Origin of the sequence: Arthrobacter globiformis (genome assembly GCF_030818015.1) — a bacterium.
Taxonomy (GTDB): Bacteria; Actinomycetota; Actinomycetes; order Actinomycetales; family Micrococcaceae; genus Arthrobacter; species Arthrobacter globiformis_C.
Genome location: NZ_JAUSZX010000001.1, coordinates 1,358,875 through 1,377,682, shown reverse-complemented (window position 1 = coordinate 1,377,682; position 18,808 = coordinate 1,358,875). Strand labels below are relative to the sequence as shown.

At 65.1% G+C, this 18,808-nt stretch carries 20 protein-coding genes and 1 pseudogene; 11 read left to right on the top strand and 10 right to left on the bottom strand.

Translation table 11 applies throughout. From position 1 onward, the window contains the following. The first annotated feature begins 171 nt into the window (after positions 1–171). The 6 genes from QFZ23_RS06390 to QFZ23_RS06365 all read left to right on the top strand — a co-directional run bounded on the left by QFZ23_RS06390 (position 172) and on the right by QFZ23_RS06365 (position 4,010). A complete protein-coding gene (locus tag QFZ23_RS06390) occupies positions 172–780 on the top strand; it encodes a hypothetical protein (RefSeq protein ID WP_306921400.1) in 609 nt (202 codons plus the stop codon). Between the two features lie 47 nt (positions 781–827). Then, positions 828–1,151: a hypothetical protein gene (locus QFZ23_RS06385; RefSeq protein ID WP_306921398.1), complete on the top strand. Its 324-nt coding sequence runs from the start codon at positions 828–830 to the stop codon at positions 1,149–1,151. A 213-nt stretch (positions 1,152–1,364) separates the two neighbouring features. Continuing rightward, the gene (locus QFZ23_RS06380; RefSeq protein WP_306921396.1) at positions 1,365–2,093 is read left to right on the top strand and encodes a hypothetical protein; all 729 of its coding nucleotides are present in this window, start codon (positions 1,365–1,367) and stop codon (positions 2,091–2,093) included. 68 nt (positions 2,094–2,161) lie between these two features. Beyond that, positions 2,162–2,737: an RNA polymerase sigma factor gene (locus tag QFZ23_RS06375; RefSeq protein ID WP_306921394.1), complete on the top strand. Its 576-nt coding sequence runs from the start codon at positions 2,162–2,164 to the stop codon at positions 2,735–2,737. Next, entirely contained in the window at positions 2,734–3,534 is an 801-nt protein-coding gene (locus QFZ23_RS06370; protein ID WP_306921393.1) for a hypothetical protein, read from the top strand. The genes QFZ23_RS06375 and QFZ23_RS06370 overlap by 4 nt, the downstream gene beginning before the upstream one ends. A 68-nt stretch (positions 3,535–3,602) precedes the next feature. Beyond that, positions 3,603–4,010, top strand: coding sequence for a hypothetical protein (locus QFZ23_RS06365; RefSeq protein ID WP_306921392.1), 408 nt, complete (start codon positions 3,603–3,605; stop codon positions 4,008–4,010). Positions 4,011–4,028: 18 nt separating this feature from the next. Here the strand turns inward: QFZ23_RS06365 and QFZ23_RS06360 are convergent, their stop codons facing one another. The 5 genes and pseudogenes from QFZ23_RS06360 to QFZ23_RS06340 all read right to left on the bottom strand — a co-directional run. Further along, positions 4,029–5,393: an MFS transporter gene (locus QFZ23_RS06360; RefSeq protein WP_306921390.1), complete on the bottom strand. Its 1,365-nt coding sequence runs from the start codon at positions 5,391–5,393 to the stop codon at positions 4,029–4,031. A gap of 227 nt (positions 5,394–5,620) precedes the next feature. Beyond that, a complete protein-coding gene (locus tag QFZ23_RS06355) occupies positions 5,621–5,944 on the bottom strand; it encodes a hypothetical protein (protein WP_306921388.1) in 324 nt (107 codons plus the stop codon). Between the two features lie 260 nt (positions 5,945–6,204). After that, entirely contained in the window at positions 6,205–6,816 is a 612-nt protein-coding gene (locus tag QFZ23_RS06350) for a hypothetical protein (RefSeq protein ID WP_306921387.1), read from the bottom strand. Between the two features lie 1,066 nt (positions 6,817–7,882). Further along, positions 7,883–8,350 (bottom strand): nitrilase-related carbon-nitrogen hydrolase, encoded by a 468-nt coding sequence (locus QFZ23_RS06345; RefSeq protein WP_306921385.1) that lies wholly within the window; start codon positions 8,348–8,350, stop codon positions 7,883–7,885. A gap of 86 nt (positions 8,351–8,436) precedes the next feature. Further along, positions 8,437–8,657, bottom strand: a pseudogene (locus tag QFZ23_RS06340) (MFS transporter); the annotation flags it as partial. A gap of 285 nt (positions 8,658–8,942) precedes the next feature. Here QFZ23_RS06340 and QFZ23_RS06335 point away from each other — a divergent pair. Both QFZ23_RS06335 and QFZ23_RS06330 read left to right on the top strand, forming a co-directional pair. Beyond that, a complete protein-coding gene (locus QFZ23_RS06335; RefSeq protein ID WP_306921383.1) occupies positions 8,943–9,065 on the top strand; it encodes a hypothetical protein in 123 nt (40 codons plus the stop codon). Positions 9,066–9,674: 609 nt separating this feature from the next. Beyond that, entirely contained in the window at positions 9,675–10,490 is an 816-nt protein-coding gene (locus tag QFZ23_RS06330; RefSeq protein ID WP_306921381.1) for a slipin family protein, read from the top strand. Between the two features lie 13 nt (positions 10,491–10,503). On the opposite strand, the gene QFZ23_RS06325 is transcribed toward QFZ23_RS06330, so the two are convergent. The 3 genes from QFZ23_RS06325 to QFZ23_RS06315 are packed head-to-tail and all read right to left on the bottom strand — an operon-like array spanning position 10,504 to position 13,590. Further along, positions 10,504–11,301, bottom strand: a complete 798-nt coding sequence (locus QFZ23_RS06325) for a carbon-nitrogen hydrolase family protein (RefSeq protein ID WP_306921379.1) — start codon at positions 11,299–11,301, stop codon at positions 10,504–10,506. Between the two features lie 47 nt (positions 11,302–11,348). Next, a complete protein-coding gene (locus tag QFZ23_RS06320; RefSeq protein WP_306921377.1) occupies positions 11,349–12,701 on the bottom strand; it encodes an APC family permease in 1,353 nt (450 codons plus the stop codon). 10 nt (positions 12,702–12,711) lie between these two features. Beyond that, positions 12,712–13,590, bottom strand: coding sequence for a carbon-nitrogen hydrolase family protein (locus tag QFZ23_RS06315; RefSeq protein WP_306921376.1), 879 nt, complete (start codon positions 13,588–13,590; stop codon positions 12,712–12,714). Between the two features lie 96 nt (positions 13,591–13,686). Here QFZ23_RS06315 and QFZ23_RS06310 point away from each other — a divergent pair, with 96 nt between their 5' ends. Then, complete coding sequence (locus QFZ23_RS06310; RefSeq protein ID WP_306921374.1) at positions 13,687–14,454, top strand: FadR/GntR family transcriptional regulator; 768 nt, start codon at positions 13,687–13,689, stop codon at positions 14,452–14,454. Between the two features lie 26 nt (positions 14,455–14,480). Here the strand turns inward: QFZ23_RS06310 and QFZ23_RS06305 are convergent, their stop codons facing one another. Beyond that, positions 14,481–15,656 carry an MFS transporter gene (locus tag QFZ23_RS06305; protein WP_306921372.1) on the bottom strand — a complete coding sequence of 392 codons (1,176 nt, stop codon included), beginning with the start codon at positions 15,654–15,656 and terminating at the stop codon, positions 14,481–14,483. Between the two features lie 252 nt (positions 15,657–15,908). Between QFZ23_RS06305 and QFZ23_RS06300 the strand changes: the two genes are divergently transcribed. Beyond that, positions 15,909–16,382 (top strand): DUF4383 domain-containing protein, encoded by a 474-nt coding sequence (locus tag QFZ23_RS06300; protein ID WP_306921370.1) that lies wholly within the window; start codon positions 15,909–15,911, stop codon positions 16,380–16,382. Between the two features lie 102 nt (positions 16,383–16,484). Here QFZ23_RS06300 and QFZ23_RS06295 read toward each other — a convergent pair whose 3' ends face one another. Next, positions 16,485–17,423: a LysR family transcriptional regulator gene (locus QFZ23_RS06295; RefSeq protein ID WP_102971262.1), complete on the bottom strand. Its 939-nt coding sequence runs from the start codon at positions 17,421–17,423 to the stop codon at positions 16,485–16,487. A 243-nt stretch (positions 17,424–17,666) separates the two neighbouring features. On the opposite strand from QFZ23_RS06295, the gene QFZ23_RS06290 reads away from it, so the two are divergent. Beyond that, entirely contained in the window at positions 17,667–18,785 is a 1,119-nt protein-coding gene (locus QFZ23_RS06290) for a PrpF domain-containing protein (RefSeq protein ID WP_306921367.1), read from the top strand. Positions 18,786–18,808 lie beyond the last annotated feature (23 nt).

Here is an 18,808-nt window from a genome sequence, read left to right as displayed (position 1 = left end):
ATCTTCCCACTGCCCAACTGGTACAACAACGAAAACCGCAGCCTATGCACGCTGCCCGGGCTGCGCCGTCGTCCGTTCCCCCGGATTGACTGGGATAGGCTCGCTTGCGACCAAAACGAGCATCCACTCCAACTGTAAAGGGCTGGGAATTCCTTGGATCTACTGGGCGGCATGAGCCGTGACGAACTCCGCACCTTTTCCTGGGTTGCGGCCACCGTTTTCGCGCTTGCGGTCGGTGTCTGGCGTCCTCGCAAGCTTCATTGGACTGTGCTTGGATCCGTCATGCTCTTCGCGGCCCTCAACGCGGGGGCCGGGATCTACGTCCTGAACCATGTCGGTGATGCACGCTGGTCTGCAGGGGAACCGCCGCTGAGCGCTCCGTCGTTTTCCGGGACGCCCGTCGTGGGGCAGTTCCTGGGCCCCCTGGACACCGCTCTGAACGGAGTGGTCGGCGGGGTGAACGAGTTCCTGGCATTCAAGCAGGCACTTCCCGTGGCGCTGGACTTCCTTGCCGCGTCGGGCTGGGCACTGCTGCTGTCGTTCCCGCTTGGCATTCTCGCCACCGTCATCAGTTACGTCATGGATAGGCGCCGAATTGCGGACTTCGAAAAATACCGTGCCACCGTTGACCTGCTCAAAGATGAGCTTGAGCAAGTCAAGCGGCAAATCTCGTCAGGGAATTCCGCCGGTACGGCACTCTCTGCAGGGAATGAGGTCACCGATGCGCGGCCCCAGACTGACGCGCAGGGGACGATACAAAGAGGCGAAGGACCTCAATAGGGGCTTGCGCAGGGAACCGGAGCCTCGGTGCGCGGGATAATGGAAGTATGACCGATCGGGATCACGACGAGGACCTGTGGCAGGAGTTCGACCGGCTCCCAGCCGCCGGGCCCGACCGCGTCGAGGGATTGCCCGGCGGCGAGCCATGGGGCTTTGGCTTCCGCACCGGCGTGCGCAGTGCAAAGGTGGCCTTCGGGTTCGCCGTCTACGCCCTTGTGCTGGGCACCATTCTGGTCCTCACCGGCGCGATCGTCTTCATCAGCCAGGAGCAGTGGCTGCTGCTCGGACTGATGGTGCTGATCGAAGCAGTCTTCGTCTTGGCCTTCAGCCGGCTGGCGCGCCTGGCACGCAACCGGCGCTCCGCCGGATAGCCCCGCCGCTCGCTGCTTATTACGACGGCGGTCATCGCCGCCGTCGTACCTCCTCCTTGCGCTGACTCCCTGTGCCGACGGTGCCACGGTTTTGCGCGCTGAAAAATTTTGACCAAACCCGTAACCTTTGTGACTCCAATTACGATCCAGTGAGTGCGGGGGGAAACCGCAAAGTTGAACGCAATCCATGAAAATCCGTCATCGGAGGGTCTCATGTCATTCTTCACCTTCTCTGGAAACAAGCTCGCAGCAACCGTGATCGCCGCCGGAGCCCTGGTGGCCGGCGGGACGGGGATGGCGGCCTTCGCCGTCTCGTCGCCTGGCGCTCCCGTGGCGCAGGTCGCGGAGACGGAATCGCCGCCGCCCACTCCCACGGCAACAGAAACGGAAGCCCCGGAGCCTGCTCCCACGGCCACCGAAACCGACTCCCCGGAGCCCACCCCCACAACCACCGAAACGGACTCCCCGGAGCCGACACCAACGGAAACGGAATCGTCGAGCCCGAGCCCGTCCCCCACGGAGTCCGAAGATCCCGAGCCTGAGCCGACCGCAGCAACGTCAACTCCGGTTGGGCCTGATGCCACCGGCCCTGCGGCCTTTGGCCTCTGCAACGCCTTCTCGCACGGCGGCCTGAACTCCACGTCCACGGCCTACGCCGCACTCGTGAAGGCGGCCGGCGGCGAAGGCAAGGTCGACGCCTACTGCGACACCGTCCAGGCGGCGCGGGACACCGATGACGATAACACCGAGGGGAGCTCCGCCGGCACCCCGGAGGAGCAGGTAACCGGGCAGCAGGTGCCGGAGCAGCAGGTTGAGCAGCAGCCGGCGCAGCAGCACCAGGGCGCAGCACCCGCCGCCAAGGGCGGCACGCCGGCTGCCAAGGGCGGTGCAGGCCACCCGTCCAATAACTCGCACGCACCGGCCGGCCGCGGTCAGCGGTAACCTGTCAGCAGGAGCGGCGGTCGGGCCGGGACGAACGGCTCGTCCTGGCCCGGCGGCATCTCCGAAAGATGCCCGAACAGGGGTATCTGCCGCAGGGGGGCGGATGCAAGGATGACGCACAGGCGCCCGGTCAGGCCGACGAGGGTGTTTTTTCTGCTGTGTACCGCGAGTTCTCGCCGGCCGTGCTGAGCTACCTCCGCGCACGTGACGTGGAAGATCCGGAGGGCACCACGCAGGAGGTGTTTCTGGCACTCTACCCGCAGCTGGGGGGCGTGCGCGGAGGTACGAACGGGATCAAGAACCTCGTCTTTTCCATTGCGCACGCGCGCTACGTGGACGAATACCGACGCCGCATCAAAGCCCCGCAAACCACCGATTACGACGCCGAAGCGGACCCCCGCTGTGCCGCTTCCGCCGAGGACCAGCTGCTGGCGGCCGAAAGCACGGAGAACGTCAGGACGCTGCTCGGGACGCTGCAGCCGGACCAGCAGGAGGTCATCGCCCTGCGGGTGGTTGCGGATCTGTCGCTGGAGACCACCGCGGAAATCATGGGCAAAACTCCCGGAGCCATCAAGCAGTTGCAACGCCGGGCACTGTTCCAGCTCAGGAAGCTCCGTCCCTCATTGAAAAGAGGCGCATCATGACCAGCGACGACAGAAGGCAGGAAGAGCGGCGGCTCGACGACGAGCGCTGCGTGGACGCGCTGCTCGCCGAGGGCGGTTTTCCCGACGACGCTGAACTGCGTGCCGTGCTGCTGCAGTTGAGGAGCTTCAGGGTGACGGAGGTTCCGCCGCCGTCTGCCGAGCTTGCCGCACTGATGGGGCAGCCCTTTGAAGCGGACGTGGTCCGGCTGGACGACTGGTCCCGCAGGCACCCAAGGCGGCGCGCCGTCTTCACCACGCTTGCCGTGGCGGCGTCGCTCGGCGTTGCCGGCGGCGCGGCGGCCGGGAACGAGACGCTGCGCAGCCAGGCCGAAGGAACCATCAGCAGCATCGTCCGCTCCTTCTCGCCCCCGACGCCGGGGACTCCGGCGCCGCCACCGCCATCGCCGGTGGAGGCACCCGACCCTGCGCCCGCCGTCGTTCCTTCCCCTGGCTGGACGACGCCAACGGCGGCAGTACCCGCCGCCCCGGCCACTGTTCGGGGGTCCGGCGCGGAGCGGTCCGTACCCGCGCAGCCGGCGAAGCCCCCGATACGCGGCGCCCAGGAGGCTGTCAAGGCCAAGGCTCCTGCCGCTGTTCCGCCTGCCGCGGGTAAGCGCGCCGAACCCGGCGGTAACCGTCCGGCCACTGCGCCGTCACGGGCAGCCGAGCCGCCGGGCAGCCCGGCGGACGGTCCCGGTAAGGGGAAGGCCAAGGGCCAGGCGGCCGACGACGGCAATCCCGGGCAGGTTTGCGGCCAACCGGCGGGGCATCTGCCCAAGGCGACGGCCGGTAGGTGAACGGCCATCGGGATAGCCGACACGCGGGATAATGGAAGCACGCATCCGGTGCTTAGGGCAGGTCTGACATGGATGATTTCATCGCCTATCTGGATACATCCGAGGTCCAGGCTGGAAAGCTTGAGGAGCTCAAGGCGGCCATGGCCGAGCTGGCCGCGTTCGTGGAGTTGAATGAGCCCCGAATCCTCGCCTACCGCGTCTATTTCTCCGCGGATGGTTCTACGATGAGTGTCCTGCACGTTCATCCGGACGTAGCATCATTGGAGTTTCACATGCAGGTGGCGGGGCCCAAATTCCCGCCCATTGCCCCGTTCGTCAAGCTCCGGTCGATCGAAGTGCTTGGCCGTCCCACCGACGAGCTCGTTGCACAGCTTCAGGCCAAGGCGAGGCTCCTGGGCGACGCAGAGGTCATTGTCCGAGACCTTCACGCCGGGTTCGACCGCCTGCCATTCTCCGAGCCATCAGCGTCTGGCTAACAGCCGCCGTCGTCCTCCCTACGCCGTCTTCCGCTCCCGCCACAGCAGCGACACCACGAACGTCACCACGCAGAGGCCCAGCATCACCAGCACCATCCGTCCCCAGTTCTCCTGAGTGACACCGGTGCCGTAGAAGATGCCGATCATCACCGTGGCGCTGATGGCACCGACGTACCGGCAGGTCTGGAAGATCCCGGCGGCCACTCCCCTGTCCTCCGGTGCCGCGGACAGGTACAGCCCCTGGTTGGAGGCGATGCTGACCGAGCCATACGGCACGCCCATCAGGGCCGTCAGCACCAGCACCAGCAGGACGGCGAATGACGCCGTCAGCAGCCAGAGTGCCGCCGCCGCCACCGTGAGGAGCACGACGCCGGCGATCAGCACGCGCCGCACACCGAACCGGTCGATTGCGCGGACGGCGAGCGGGGTGACGACGACGGACATGGCCGCCAGCGGGAGCATCAGCACGCCCACCAGGCCGGGGTTGTAGCCCGCGGCCTCCTGCAGCAGCTGGGGCAGCCCGAAGAACGCGAAGTAGTAGACCGCGCTGAACACGGTGAAGCCCAAGTACACCAGGAGCAGGGGCCGGTTCCTGCCGAGCAGCCGCAGGTCCAGGAACGGCCGTTTGAAGGTGAGCTCGCGCCAGGCGAACAGTACGGCGAGGACCATAGCCGCGCCCAGCAGCCACCAGCGGTACCCGGGCAGCGCGTTCAGCAGTCCCATGAGCAGCAGCACCATGCCGCCGGTGAACGCGAGGATGCCGGGGATGTCGGAGTCGCGGAGCAGGGTGGCCACGTTGCCCTGCTCCCTGCGCTCATCCGGTGGGGCGAACCTGCGCACGATGAGCAGGGCGGCCAGCGCCAGCGGCACGTTGATGAGAAACAGCGCCTGCCAGCCGACCAGGCTCACCAGCAGCCCGCCCACCACAGGGCCGAAGGCGGCCCCGGAGGTGTTGGCCATCTGGATCCGGCCCAGCGGCCTTGTTGAAGTCGTGTCAGCCAACCGTGCCAGCGCCCCGACCATGACGACGGCACTCGGGTACGCCGTCGCCGTCCCCAGCGCCATCAGTGCGCGGGCGATGCAGACGAACACGAAGTTGGGCGAAAAGGGCGCCAGGGCGCAGGAGACCGCCACCAGCCCCATGCCGAGCATGAAGAGCTTCCGCGGGCCGAACCGGTCGGCGAGCCTCCCCATCAGCGGCTGGCCCGCGGCCGAGGTGATGTAGAAGGCGGTGATCACCCAGGTGACCGTGGCGACGTCGAGCCGGAAGTCCTCGCGCAGCACCACCAGCGCGACGGCGATCATCGACGAGTTCAGCGGGTTCAGCGATGTGCCTAGGCTGAGGCCGGCGACGGCGAGGCCGGTGCGGGGAGAGTTGCTCACGGCAACAGTCTTCCGTACGCAAGGCTGCTGCAGCCAACTTGGTGATGCTTAACCTTGCCCTGCTGCGCCGACTGTCGCCACCAATCATGGGCACGGGGTGGACAACTGGCCAATGCTATTCTGCGTGCTTTGGTCTTGCAGGTTGTCGGGCAGCGATAACTCAGCCGGAGGCGGGGCGGCGCCACGATGGACGGCCGCCCTTCCTCCTACTACTTCTTTGCTTCGCGCTACTTCTTTGCTTCGCGCGTCACCAGGGTGCCGCCCAGCTCAGGCTGGAGTGTGGCGACGTTGTTGTTGTTAACAATCCAATTTTCACCAACGAGGATGTTCATTCCGATCATGTCCGAAAATTGCTTCATGTTAGCAACCACCTGGTCCTTGTCGGACGACGAGGAATAGATGGAGAGGACGGTGTCCTCCCCGCACGTTGCCGACTCCGCGGCGAGAGTAACGGCGTTACCTTCGTCGTACGTTGAGCATTCGCCGCCGACTTCAACGAACGCGTCCTTCAATGCCTCTACCGAGCTGTAGTGCTCCCCGTTCGGGGGCACAGTCTTCAGCGGCGTGGGTGATTCGGAAGAAGCGGACGAAGGCCCTGCCCCACACCCTGTAAGGGCTGCGGCGCTTAGCAGCAGTGATGTCGCCGCCAGTGACTTTCGGTAATGCATGGTTGATCCTTCAAAATGGGGTGGTGTTGCTAGGCCGCCCTTCGACGGCACAACGGTTTAGTGTCCACTTCTTACTGGGCAGGCTGATAGGCGGTTGGTGCGTTGTACTGGGCACACATTGCGCTCTCACCTTTGGGGAACTTTTAAAAGGTGTATTCGTAGCCGGCGCCGAAGTCGCTCTTGACCAGGAGCGTTCCACTCGGCTGCGGCACGTCCAGGACGATGATGCCACTTGCCTTCTGATCAGGTCCGATGCCAGCCATCGGGAACGTCTCTGCATCGGGCAGGCATCCGTATGTACCCACCGTGGAGAGGGAGCCGTTGAACGTGGTGCCGTTCTTGGCGATGAACTTGAAGTCATGAGCGCTGATGGTGAACGTCGGGAAGCTCGACTCTGCCAGCGCCGGCAAGGTCTGTGCGGTGACCTTCACGAACACGATGTTGCCGTTTGTGGGTGCCTGGACGTACTCCCCGGTGCATACGCCCTTCTTGATTGAGCCCACCGTGAACTTGGCGGTCTCCTTGTCGGAGAGCTGGTCCGTCTGGGTGGCGAAGGCCTTACCGCCTGCCTTCATCACGTAGTTGCCGCGGGATGACTTGGCCGGACCCGTGGGGGTCGGTGTTGCGGACTGTTTCTCGACAGCTTCAGCTGATGGTGCGGTGCCGGACTCTGCCCCGTTGCTGCCGCCGCAGGCAGACAAGGACAGAGCGGAACCAATCAGAGCAAGGGTGACCAGGGACTTTGTGTACTTCATGGTTTGTATCGCCTTTCAGATGCAAGTATTAATGCGTGCCTCGTCTCACGACGATGCGCCATTGTTGTAGCGGATGGTTTGTTTGTTTATTTAACGAGTGATCCCCAACGTGGATGGCATGAGCCGCTGTGGTCAGCCGAGTTGTCTGACTGTGACGTTGGGCTCGAAGTTGCTCCACGCGCGGCGATGTCCTAGAGGACGATGGTGAACCGCCGACCCCGCGCCCGATGGCCCTGACCCCAAAAGGGTTTCATACCTCGGCATTGTTACCCCCATTAACGAAGGCCCGGCAAATGGCCGGACCCCTTTTCTTAAGCCGAATTTGTTTCTCGAAAGGAGCATATTTCTCTCACATCCGGGAAAGCGCAAACTGCGTTGATTCTGCGATAACGTTGATCGAGTCTTGAGCCAATCTTGAGAGTCCTCGTCATAGTGGCAGTTCAGTGCTTAACGGTTCGGCCAGGAAGCGTTGATATCCGGCCGTGCGAAGTACCGCCAGAGCGAACGCAGTACAGCTTCAGCACTGGTCAGCTTGGCTGGGGCTCCAAGTGATGAGGCAGGCAAGGTGCTCTGACCGCAATCTCTGGGGAGCAAGCCGCCGCTCACCATCGCGACAGCACTCGCAATCACCGATAGACTTTTTCTGGTAGTCTGCTTGCTAGATTTCATAAATAAATAGATGTGCGCGGTCGTCCGGAGGTTCGAATCCTCCGGCCACTGTTGGCAACAGTGGTAATGCTAGTCCTTATCTGCACAGCAATGACAATTGCAATTGCCTTCGGGTGTACAGGAGGGGGGATCATTATGATGCCAACAACTGAAATGTTTGTAACGGTTTCGGCCACTCTACTTTCAGGTATTCTCTCGGGACTGGTCTCGGCGCAGGCGACCGATGCTTTGGGGTAGCACCCCGCATAAACGATCCCACCGATTCATTTCGGCGGGATCGTTTCACTTTAACCTCGATACGATCGAGGAGAGGGCCGGGCCTGATACCCCACAAATCGTGCGGCACGAGACAGGCCAATGCAGCGGTCCCGCCTGATGGAACCCGAACCCGACGTCCCTACCCCCGCCGCCGCTGCCGGAACATCGGGAACTGCTCCTTCACCCGCGCCACCGTTCCGAGCGAAACCTCCGCTGCCCGCACCCCCGGCTCCAGCCCGAAGTCCACCTCCACGTACTCCATCGGATCCACCAGCAGACTCCGCAGGTCATCAGGCCGAACACCGCTCCCCCCGGCCACGAACACCACCGGCTCCGTGGACGGGCCGGGCGTGATGTACGTGGACTCCCCGAACCCCTGCGCGTCGAACAGGTGGATCTTCCGGTACACGGCTAGCCGGCCGTCCTCCGGCCCGAAGGCCACCAGCGTGTTGTAGGCCCGGTTCTCCTGCTCGGACGTTTCCACCACGCCCGCCACGAGCCTGATGCCGTGGCGGGCCGCGGTGGCTGCGAGTTCCCGGCAGACGGGACCATCCAGCGGCTCGGCCACCGCCGGGAACGAGGCGTCCACGATCTTCTTCTCATACACGGCGTACTCCGGGCCACCAGCGGGCACCATCGCCGGCCGCCGTCGCGGCGAACCGGTCGACCGCGGCCAGGTTCGCCTCGATGTCCGCTCGGGTACGCCGTCGCCGTCTCCAGTGCCGTGAGCAGACGAACACGAAGTTGGGCGAGAAGGGCGTCAGTGCACAGGACACCGCCACCAGCGCCATACCGAGCATGAAGGGCCGCCGCGGCCCGAACCGGTCAGCCAGCCGGCCCATCAGCGGTTGCCCCGGGGCCGAGGCGATGTGGAAAGCGGCGATAACGCAGTTTGCGGCGTCGAGTCTGAAATCCAACAGTCTTCCGTACACGGGGCTTCTGGAGCCAGGTCGGGACACTTCGGCTCTTCAATCACCGCTGAAAACCTGAACAAATCCTGCGCAGATTTGGCCCCTTGCTTGACCCATTCTTGAGCGCGGCCCGGCATAGTCGCTTATATCAAAGGCAAGGCTCAGGGCGCGGGGAAGGACAGGGCCATGAATGCTAGGACGGTACTCACCAGTCAGCATACCGACAGCCATTGGACTGCGGATGAGGTTAGGGGAAAGCTTGGGCGGGAGTTGGAATCCGATCCGGGCTTGGCCGAATTTTTTGCCGCAGCCCCCGACATGGCACGCGCCCTCAAAGCCGTCCTGAACCTGGACCTTGGCCAACTGGCCGAGCGGCTGGTCAGGGCAGAGATCAGCGCCATCTTGCATTAGTGAGGATGTGCATGTGCACCGGTATGGAAGTCTGCTCCGACCGGACATCTTCTTACTGTGCAGGGCTCACCGATGATCGGTGCTGGTGCAGAGTTTCCTGATAGTCCTCATCGGACCTTTCATCCCGGGGTTCATCGTACGGATAGCCACCTGGAAGCGCCCCTTTGGCAAGACCACGCAGGACTAAGTGATGCAGCGAGGTTTGACCGTCAGCCATGGCGGCGGACACAGTGGCCGATGTCGGACCATGGATTTTGGCATTTGCCATCTGGTCAATGCCGGACGCGCTGGCCGCGCCTAGGAAAATGACCGCCAAAGCTGCTATCCCGGGCACAAAGGCCCGTCTCCAAAGCCCCATTGATTGATCATTGCCCACGAACATGAGGGCAGCGATAGAAGGCCCTTTGAAGAGGCTGTGAGAACGCCACTCGCGCAGCAACGGCGTCGGCGCTACCCGGAGTGGTGGTTCTGGTGGCCGAATCGTCCGTTGTGAGGACACTCAAGAGCCTCTTTTGCAGCCTTTGCATGGGAAAATAAAGCAAGGACACCTGTCACGGCGCCGAATCCGGCACCGGCACGTCCCGCTCAAAAGACCAGGAGGGGATCCTGATGGACCCCACCACCTTTGTCGTTGTCATCGTCCTCGTCGTACTGCTGCTCATCGTTGCGAAAACGTCGATCCGGATCGTGCGCCAATATGAGAAGGGCGTGCTCTTCCGGCTCGGCAGGGTCACCGGAGTCAGGGATCCCGGCCTGCGGCTGATCATCCCTGTCGTCGACCGGCTGCAGCTGGTGAGCCTGCGGATCGTGACCATGCCCATCCAGTCCCAGGGCATTATCACCCAGGACAACGTGAGCGTCGACGTCTCAGCGGTTGCATACTACCGGGTGGTCGACGCGGTGAAGTCCGTCGTCGCGATCGAAAACGTGGCCGCGGCCATCGACCAGATCGCCCAGACGACCCTGCGGAAAGTCGTCGGCCAACACACCCTTGACCAGACACTGTCCGAGACCGGACGGATCAACGTCGACATCCGTGAAATCCTCGACGTGCTCACCGTCGAATGGGGCGTCGAAGTCACCTTGGTGGAGCTCAAGGACATCCAGCTGCCCGAAAGCATGAAGCGCGCCATGGCCCGCCAGGCTGAAGCCGAACGCGAAAAGAGGGCGAAGATCATCGCCGCCGAAGGCGAAGCCATCGCCGCAGCGGCCCTCGGAGACGCCTCCGACACCATGATGGCCCACCCGCTGGCCCTGCAGCTAAGGAACCTGCAGTCCCTGGTCGAAATCGGCGTCGACAAGAACACCACAGTCGTCTTCCCCGCCCCGCTCATGAGCACCATCGGTGAACTCTCGGCGTTCCTGGCCCGCGAAAACCTGGCCGCGGCATCCTCCAGCGGCAAGACACCCGTGAAAGCGGCATAACTGCCGTCCGCGCCTACCCCAGCCGCCGCTGCCGGAACATCGGGAACTGCTCCTTCACGCGCGCCACCGTCCCAAGCGACACGTCCACCGCCCGCACCCCCGGCTCCAGCCCCAGGTCCGCCTCGACGTACCCCATCGGGTCCACCAGCAGACTACGGCCAACGGACACCGGCGGCGCCTGGCAGACACCGGCCACGTAGACGCTGTTCTCGATGGCCCGCGCCGCGTTCAGGGCCAGCCACTGTTCGGTCTTGTGGGTCCCCGGCACCCAGGATGAGCAAACCAGCAGCACCTGCGCGCCGGCGTCGGCCAGGGAACGGGCCAGTTCCGGGAACCGCAGGTCGTAGCACGTCATCAGGCCGAACACCGCTCCCCCGGACTCGAACACCACCGGCTCGGTGGACGGCCCCGGCTTGATGAACGTCGACTCCCCGAACCCCTGCGCATCGAACAGGTGGATCTTCCGATAGACCGCTAGCCGGTTGCCGTCCGGCCCGAAGGCCACCAAAGTGTTGTAGGCCTTGCCAGGTTCCTCAGAGCTTTCCACCACGCCCGCCACGAGTGTGATGCCGTGGCGTGCCGCGGTGGCTGCCAGCTCCCGGCAGATGGGACCGTCCAGCGGCTCGGCCACCGCCGGGAACGACGCGTCCACGATCTTCTTCTCGTACGTGGCGTACTCCGGGAAGGCCACCAGCGTGGCGCCGTCGCCGGCCGCGGCCGCGGCGAACCGGTCGATGGCGGCAAGGTTCGCCCCGATGTCCGTGCCGGACTCCAGCTGCCCGAGGGCAATCCTCACACCGGTTCGTTCCACCCCGTGAGCCTCCATTCAGATACGAGAAACCCGAAGCACCTCCGCCCTTAGACGGCGGCCTCCACGGTAGCCTTTTCCGTCGTCGTCATTTCCGGCGGCGCGGCCCGGAAGCCGCGGGTGATGAGTGCCAGGACCACGATACCGAGCGCCAGCCAGGACAGTCCCAGCGTAATGGCGTTGCTGTCCAGCTGGGAGAGCAGGTAGGCGCAGACGATGGCGCCCACAGCCGGGACCACCACGTACGACACCACGTTCAGCTGCTCCCCCGCACGGCGCCGGCGCACATAGTGGAACACCACGGAGGCGTTCACCAGTGTGAAGGCGGTGAAGGCACCGAAGTTGATGAACGACGTCGAGGTGGCCACGTCAAGGAAGATGGCGATCAGGCCCACGATGCCGGTGACCACCAGGTTCACCACGGGCGTGTGGAACTTCGCGCTGAGCCGGCCGAAGACCGCCTTGGGCAGCACCGAGTCGCGGCCCATCGCGTAGATCAGACGGGACGCGCTGGCCTGCGCGGCCAGGCCGGAGGCGAACTGCGCCACCACCAGCCCGGCGAGGAACACCGCCCCGAACACCTGCCCGCCGATCTGCAGCGCGATGGCGCTGGCCGCCGACGCCGAGTCCTCGAACACGCCGCCCGGGTGCACCAGCTGCGTCACGTACGAGACGGCCACGAAGATGCCGCCGCCGATCAGCGCGATGAGCATGATGGCGCGGGGGACGTTCCGTCGCGGGTCCACGGTTTCCTCGGTGAGGGTGGTGACGGCGTCGAACCCGAGGAACGAGTACGCGGCGATGGCGGCGCCGGCGGAGATGGTGGCGAAGCTGGACGTGCTGTTGAAGAACGGCTCCGTGCTGGCCAGGCCGCCGGGGCCGGAGGTGGACAGCACACTGCCGACGGCCAGCACCACGAAGAACACGATCACCAGCAGCTGGAACGCCATCAGCACGTAGTTCGCCTTGTCCGCCACCTTGATGCCCAGGATGTTCAGGACCGTGGTGATGAGGATGAAGCCCACGATCCACAGCCACATCGGCACGCCCGGGAACTGCGCGCTCAGATAGGAGGAGCCGATCAGCCAGATCACCATGGGCAGGAACAGGTAGTCCAGCAGGATCGCCCAGCCCACCAGGAAGCCCACCCGGGGATCGATGGACCGGCGCACGTACGTGTAGGCGGAACCGGCCACCGGGTAGGCGACCGCCATCCGGCCGTAGCTGTGGGCCGTGAACAGCATGGCCACCATGGCCACGAGGTAGGCCGACGGCGCCGCCCCGCCCGTGGTCTCGGCGATGAGGCCGAAGATGGCCAGGACGATCAGCGGGGTCAGGTACGCCAGGCCGAACAGCACCAGCGAGGGCAGCTTCAGCGTGCGGGTCAGGGTTGGTGTAGTCACGTGGTTTTCCTTAGGCATTGAAAGACGGGGGCGTCCAGGTCAGCGGATTGATCCGGCCCTGGTAGACGGGCAGTTCGACGGCGGCCTCGCCGTCCCGGAACTGGGACCACGGCCGGTTGAGGTTCTCCGTCCCGTGGGTGCGGACGTGCTCGACGGCGGCCAGGTCCAGGTCCGCTGTGAGCAGCACCGGGGCGTCGCCGTTGGCCTCCGCGATGGTGTTGCCCTCGGGATCGACGACGATGCTCTTTCCCTGGCCTGTGGGACCGGCGCAGTTGACGCTGACCACGAACACCTGGTTCACGATGGCGTTCGCCTTGGCCAGCACCAGTTCCTGCCGGCGGTCCGGGGTAGTGGTTTTGACGACATTGAGGATCACCTCGGCGCCCATCCACGCGAGCTGGCGGGAGACCTCCGGATACCAGGCGTCGTAGCAGATGTTCAGGCCCACCCGGCCGATTCCAGTCAGGTCCACGGTGGTGAACCGGTCGCCGGGGTCGTATGGCTCGAACGGGCGCCAAGGGAAGATCTTCCGGTAGTAGCCGGCAAGCTCCCCCTCCGGCGACAGGACCAGCTGGGTGTTGAACAGCTGGCCTTCCGGGCCGCGCTCGCACACGCTGCCCGGGACCAGCCAGATGCCCAGGTCCGCGGCCAGCTCTTTCAGTTCCTTGACGCGTGGGCCGCCCAGCGGTTCGGCCGAGTCCTGCAGCGCCTCGGTGCGCTGCCGGTCCGGGGTCCCGTCGCCGAAGAGATGGAGCTCCGGGAATACCACGAGTTTGCTGTCCGGCTTGGTGTTGAGGGCTGCCTTGACCTCGTCCGCGAAGGCCGAAACGGGTTCGCCGATGAGCCGGGGCGCGGCCTGGGCAGCGATAAGGGGAAGGATGCGTTGCATGGGTTTGTCTCCGCGTTGGGGTGTGATCTGCACTATATTAGATCAGAATGATCGAATTATGGGAAGGGGCTGCCGATGGGCCGTAAAGTAACGGATATGACCCGTCAGTTGGAGGACGCCTCCCCCACCGGTGCTTCCTCTGCCATCGGTGGCGGTGCGCTGGCCGGCATCGACCGCCGCAGCGCCATCGACGCTGTCCGGCTGCGCATCGGCATGGCCATTTCGCTGGGGCTGCTGAAGCCCGGCGAGCGCCTGCCCGACCAGGAGGACGTGGCGCTGGGCATGTCGGTCAGCCCGATCACTGCCCGCCGCGCGCTGGCGAGCCTCGCGGACCAGGGCGTGGTGGTGCGCCGCCGCGGCCGGGCCGGCGGGACGTTCGTGGCGGACGAGCCACCGCGTGACGTACTGGCGGAACTCACGGCATCCCCCGCCGAATCCCAGGCGGTGAACCGACTGGTGGACCGGCGGCTGCTCTTCGAATGCGCGGTAACGCACTACGCGGCTGTTAACGCGACCGCCGAGCAGCTGGACGAGCTGGAGCGGCTGACCCGTGAGATGGCGGAGTCCACGGACTGGTCCGCCTATCACCTGGCGGATGAGCAGTTCCACCAGCTGGTGGGCACAGCATCCTGCCTGGGGACCGCCGTCGGCGTTTATCACGAGACCCTGGCCGAGCTCTACGCCTACTTCATCCCCTACCCCATCGAGCTGCTGCACAAATCCAACTGCGACCATATCGATCTGGTGGCGGCGCTGCGCGCCGGGGACGTTGCGGCCGCCGTCGAGATCTCACGCAAGCATGTGGACATCCTGCACCGGACCATGTTCATGGGGCTGGCCGACGGCGGCGCTGCCGCCGGCTAACGGGACCGGGTCCCGTTAGCCTTGGGCTACTTCGCCTGAAGCTGCGTGCCGACGGACCTGGCCAGCGGGATGAAGACGGCCAGCGCCAGAAGCTGTGTGGCCACGGTAAAGACGATGAGCCCGGTGCGCGACTCCGTATAGAGGGCTCCGATGATGGTGGACCCCGCGAGCCAGGCCAGGCCGTAGATGGCAGTAAAGATGCCGTATCCGGTGCCGCGCCGCGCGGCGGGAACGAGATCGGTCACCGCGGCGCGGAGCGTCGATTCGTGAATGCCCAGGGCAGTACCCCAGACCACGGCGCCTGCCCAGACCAGGCCGGGCGCCGTGGCGAACGACAGGAACGGGACGGCGGCGGTCAGCGGGAGGACGATCAGCAGGCCGCGCAGCCCCACCCGGTCGTACAGCGCCCCTGACCCGAGGGCCGCCAGTGCGGCTGCGCCCATGGAGACTGCATAGGTCACCGGGATCAGTGCCGAGGGCAGGACCTTCTGGACCTCGAGGTGGAACGAGATGACGCCGAACGTGGAAAACCCGAACATCGACGCGGCCGTGAAGGCGCTGTACCACCAGAACCTGGCCGGCAAAGCTGCCCGTGTTTGTCCGCCCTCTTGGCGGGACCGGGCCTGCGCTGCCTGTTCGTCGTAGTGCTCCGGAGCCGGGACTGCCCGGCGGAGCAGGAGAACGGCAACCAGCGCGAACGCCCCCGGGACGGCAAGGATCCCGAACCCCAGCTGGTAGCCGGAGACGCCGACCGCCAATCCGACAAGCAGCGGACCGACGAGGGCGCCGGACTGGTCGAGGGCCTCGTGGATGGCGAAGGCTTTGCCGCGTCCCATTGCTGTTCCCGCGTGGGAGAGCATGGTGTCGCGGGCAGGGGTGCGGACCGCCTTGCCGAAGCGCTCCGTGATGACCAGGGCTGCCGCCTGCCACAGGGAGTTTGCCAGGGCGAGCAGCGGCACGGCGACGATGGTCAGGGCGTACCCGGCGATGGTCAGCGGCCAGTACTTGCGGGTCCTGTCGGCCAGGGGGCCGGTCCCTAGCCGCAGGACGAGGGCGACGGCTTCGCCGATACCCGTGATGAAGCCGACCATGACTGCAGTGGCACCGAGGGTGGCCAGGTACGGGCCGGTGATGGCGCGGGCGCCTTCGTAGACGACGTCGGCGAGCATGCTCACCACGCCGAAGGCCAACACAAACCCCATGGGCCGGAGCCTGTTCCGGTGCATGGGGTCCATCATTGCCCCCGCACTGCCCTGTTGGAACATTGCGCCCAAGGTCAGCCGCATCTGGCCTCATGTTCAGCCGGCGCCCGCATCGTCCGCAAAGCGCCATTTTCCCTGCACACGTGCGGGATTTCAGGAGTAGGCTATGGGCGTCGGCAGGATTCCTGCGACTCCTTGCCGCGAGCCGGTTCTCCATTTGAAGAGCCGGCAGTCACCGTGAAAGGGAGACTAATGACAACCGCTTCACACCCCGCACACCACCACGCTATGGGGTTGTCCCTTCACAACACCGCCATGGGTCTTGGTGTGGTTTTCCTGCTGGTGGGCGTCCTCGGGTTCATCCCGGGAATCACCACCAACTACGGCGCCATGAGCTTTGCCGGACATGACTCCGGTGCGATGCTGCTTGGCGTGTTCCAGGTGTCCGTACTGCACAACATCGTCCATCTGCTGTTCGGCGCGGCCGGCATCGCAATGGCCAGGACGGGCTCGGCGGCCCGCTGGTTCTTGCTTGGCGGCGGCATCGTCTACGTGGTTCTGTGGCTCTACGGCCTGGTTATCGACATGAATTCGGGCGCCAACTTTGTCCCGTTCAACTCTGCCGACAACTGGCTGCACCTGATCCTCGGCCTGGCCATGGTCGGCCTGGGCCTCTGGCTCGGCAGGGATGCCATGGACAGGACGAGGGGAAGCGCCACCCCATAGCATGACCCACTCTTCGCCCTAAAAACCCACGACGACGGCCGTCCCCCGGGCAGAAAATCTGCTCCGGGGACGGCCTTCGTGATGAATGCAGGCCCTCCGTTGCTACAAGTAGTCCCCGGCATGTTCGCGGGCAATCTCCAGCAAGGTGGAATGGAAAGCAACCTCTGCCGGGGCGTAGACCTTGTCCTGGCGCTGGGCCAGCAGCACCCGCCGCAAGGGTGCGGCGGAGCCGAGGCTAATGACCCGGACGTCAGGGTGCTGCAGGGCCACAGCAGTCTTGGGCACCATGGCCACGCCCATCCCGACGCTCACCATCGCCTGGGCTTCCTGGTAGTCGTTGGCCAGGAAGCCAATGGTGGGCTCGAACCCGGCCGCATGGGCGGAGCGCTGCAGCACCTCCACCACGGGGTGGGCCTCGGCCCGCACGATCCACGATTCCTTCCGGAGCTCTTCCATGCGGATCTCTTCGCGGTCCGCAAGCGGGTGGCCGCGGGACACCAGAAGGACGGTGCTTTCCTGGAAGACTTCGGTGATCCGGATGGAATCGTCATGAAAGCGGTTCCAGGGGTAATCCCAGAGCAGGCACAGGCCGGTGACTCCCGATTGCAGGTCAGCAACAAGCTCCTCGAAGCGCGCACTTCGCAGGGAGAGGCCAATCGCCGGGTACCTCTTTTTGAAGGCCCGGATGACAACCGGCATGAATGAGCCGGCGAGCGTTGGAAACGTCCCCACGGTCAGGGAACCGCGTTTGAGTCCGGCGATTTGGTCCAGGTCGGACTGGGCGGCCCGCATCTGCCCGACGATCTTGCGGGCGTGGCCGGCCAGCACCTGGCCAGCCTCCGTGGGAACGACCCCGCGGGAACGGCGGTTGAGGAGAGGCTGCCCCACTTCCTGCTCCAGCTTCCGCAGTTGCTGGGAGACCGCCGAGGGCGTGTACAGCATCAGCTCGGCCGCGGCAGTGATCGATCCCTGCTCGACGACCTCCACCAGCAGGGCCAGCCGCCGGATATCGAATAAATCTTGGGCTTCATCGTTAACCACTTCTTCACCCTTCTCCTCCGATGGTTCATTCTATGCAGGCGGCAGCTGATTCGCCGGAACTGGCGACGGAGTCCGGACACCCACGGGCGTCTTCACTAGGCCTTGAGCCTTTGAAGCTCAATGAATGAAGGAACGCTACATAGATCAATAGAAGTCCAACATTGTCTTCAATTGTGATCTGGCTCAATCTCGAACTAAGGCTCCGAACATCTCGGGGCCGGTAGAGAAGCAAGGAACGGGATCATGAAGATCGAAGCGGAGTGGATGCGCGGAGGCACCAGCAAGTGCTGGGTCTTCGAAACCGGACAGCTGGACGAGACGGGAACCAGCCCGGATGTGCTGCTTCCCCGGCTGTTCGGCAGCCCGGACCACCGGCAGATCGACGGCGTTGGCGGGGCCACCTCCACCACCAGCAAAGCGATGATCCTTCACCGCCCCGCAGACGATGACGTTGATGTCGAGTTCACCTTCGCCCAGGTGGGCATCGAAGAGGCCGCTGTGGACTGGGGCAGCAACTGCGGCAACTGCTCGGCAGTGGTTGGGCTCTACGCCATCGAAAAGGGCTGGGTGGTGCCCACCGGCGACGTCACACGGATCGTTACCCGCAACACCAACACCGGCCAGATCATCATCCAGCGCGTGTCCACGCCGTCCGGTGCCCTGCCGATCGTCCCGCAGGCCCAGATGCCCGGCGTCCCGTTCCCCGGGTACCGGGTGGGGCTCGGCTTCCAGGATCCTGCCGGCAAAACCACCGGCCAGCTGCTTCCCACGGGCTCAGCCTCGGACACCATCACGGCCGGCGGAACCCGCTGGACCGTCTCCATGGTCGACGCCGGAGCGCCGGTAGTCATTCTCCGGGCTGAGGACCTGGGCCTTGACCCGGAGCGCTACGACACCTGGTCCGCCGGGGTAGAGCTGCAGCTGGAGACGCTGGAGCACATCCGTCGCCAGGCGGCAGTGCGGATGGGGCTCGCAGCGAGCACCGCCGAGGCCGCCCGCGCCGTCCCCAAGGTGGCGATCGCAGCTTCACCGGCCCAGGCAGATGCGGAAAGCGACGTCAGCGTCATGATGCTCTCGATGGGCAAGCCCCACCCGGCGCTCGCCATTACCGGCAGCATCGCACTGACCCTGGCCGCCCGCACCCCGGGCACCGTACTCAACGACATCACCGGCAGCACCGTTCGTCCCACCCTGCGGCTGCGGACACCGGCCGGTGTGATCGAAACCTGGAGCGAGGAACGGGACGGATCGCTGCTCGTCGGCGTCGACCGGACCGCCCGCACCATCGCGACCACCACCATCCACCTCCCCGAGGCCCTCGGCAGCGCCGTCGACGCCTCCTTCGCCAACGCCACCAACTGACCAGCGCCACTCAACGAGGAGAC

What these genes read in the sequence shown, in the direction of transcription:
- QFZ23_RS06390 (WP_306921400.1), top strand. Translation starts at nt 172, where the DNA reads ATGAGCCGTGACGAACTCCGCACCTTTTCCTGGGTTGCGGCCACCGTT.
- QFZ23_RS06385 (WP_306921398.1), top strand. Translation starts at nt 828, where the DNA reads ATGACCGATCGGGATCACGACGAGGACCTGTGGCAGGAGTTCGACCGG.
- QFZ23_RS06380 (WP_306921396.1), top strand. Translation starts at nt 1,365, where the DNA reads ATGTCATTCTTCACCTTCTCTGGAAACAAGCTCGCAGCAACCGTGATC.
- QFZ23_RS06375 (WP_306921394.1), top strand. Translation starts at nt 2,162, where the DNA reads ATGCCCGAACAGGGGTATCTGCCGCAGGGGGGCGGATGCAAGGATGAC.
- QFZ23_RS06370 (WP_306921393.1), top strand. Translation starts at nt 2,734, where the DNA reads ATGACCAGCGACGACAGAAGGCAGGAAGAGCGGCGGCTCGACGACGAG.
- QFZ23_RS06365 (WP_306921392.1), top strand. Translation starts at nt 3,603, where the DNA reads ATGGATGATTTCATCGCCTATCTGGATACATCCGAGGTCCAGGCTGGA.
- QFZ23_RS06350 (WP_306921387.1), bottom strand. Translation starts at nt 6,816, where the DNA reads ATGAAGTACACAAAGTCCCTGGTCACCCTTGCTCTGATTGGTTCCGCT.
- QFZ23_RS06330 (WP_306921381.1), top strand. Translation starts at nt 9,675, where the DNA reads ATGGACCCCACCACCTTTGTCGTTGTCATCGTCCTCGTCGTACTGCTG.
- QFZ23_RS06315 (WP_306921376.1), bottom strand. Translation starts at nt 13,590, where the DNA reads ATGCAACGCATCCTTCCCCTTATCGCTGCCCAGGCCGCGCCCCGGCTC.
- QFZ23_RS06310 (WP_306921374.1), top strand. Translation starts at nt 13,687, where the DNA reads ATGACCCGTCAGTTGGAGGACGCCTCCCCCACCGGTGCTTCCTCTGCC.
- QFZ23_RS06305 (WP_306921372.1), bottom strand. Translation starts at nt 15,656, where the DNA reads ATGGGGTTTGTGTTGGCCTTCGGCGTGGTGAGCATGCTCGCCGACGTC.
- QFZ23_RS06300 (WP_306921370.1), top strand. Translation starts at nt 15,909, where the DNA reads ATGACAACCGCTTCACACCCCGCACACCACCACGCTATGGGGTTGTCC.
- QFZ23_RS06290 (WP_306921367.1), top strand. Translation starts at nt 17,667, where the DNA reads ATGAAGATCGAAGCGGAGTGGATGCGCGGAGGCACCAGCAAGTGCTGG.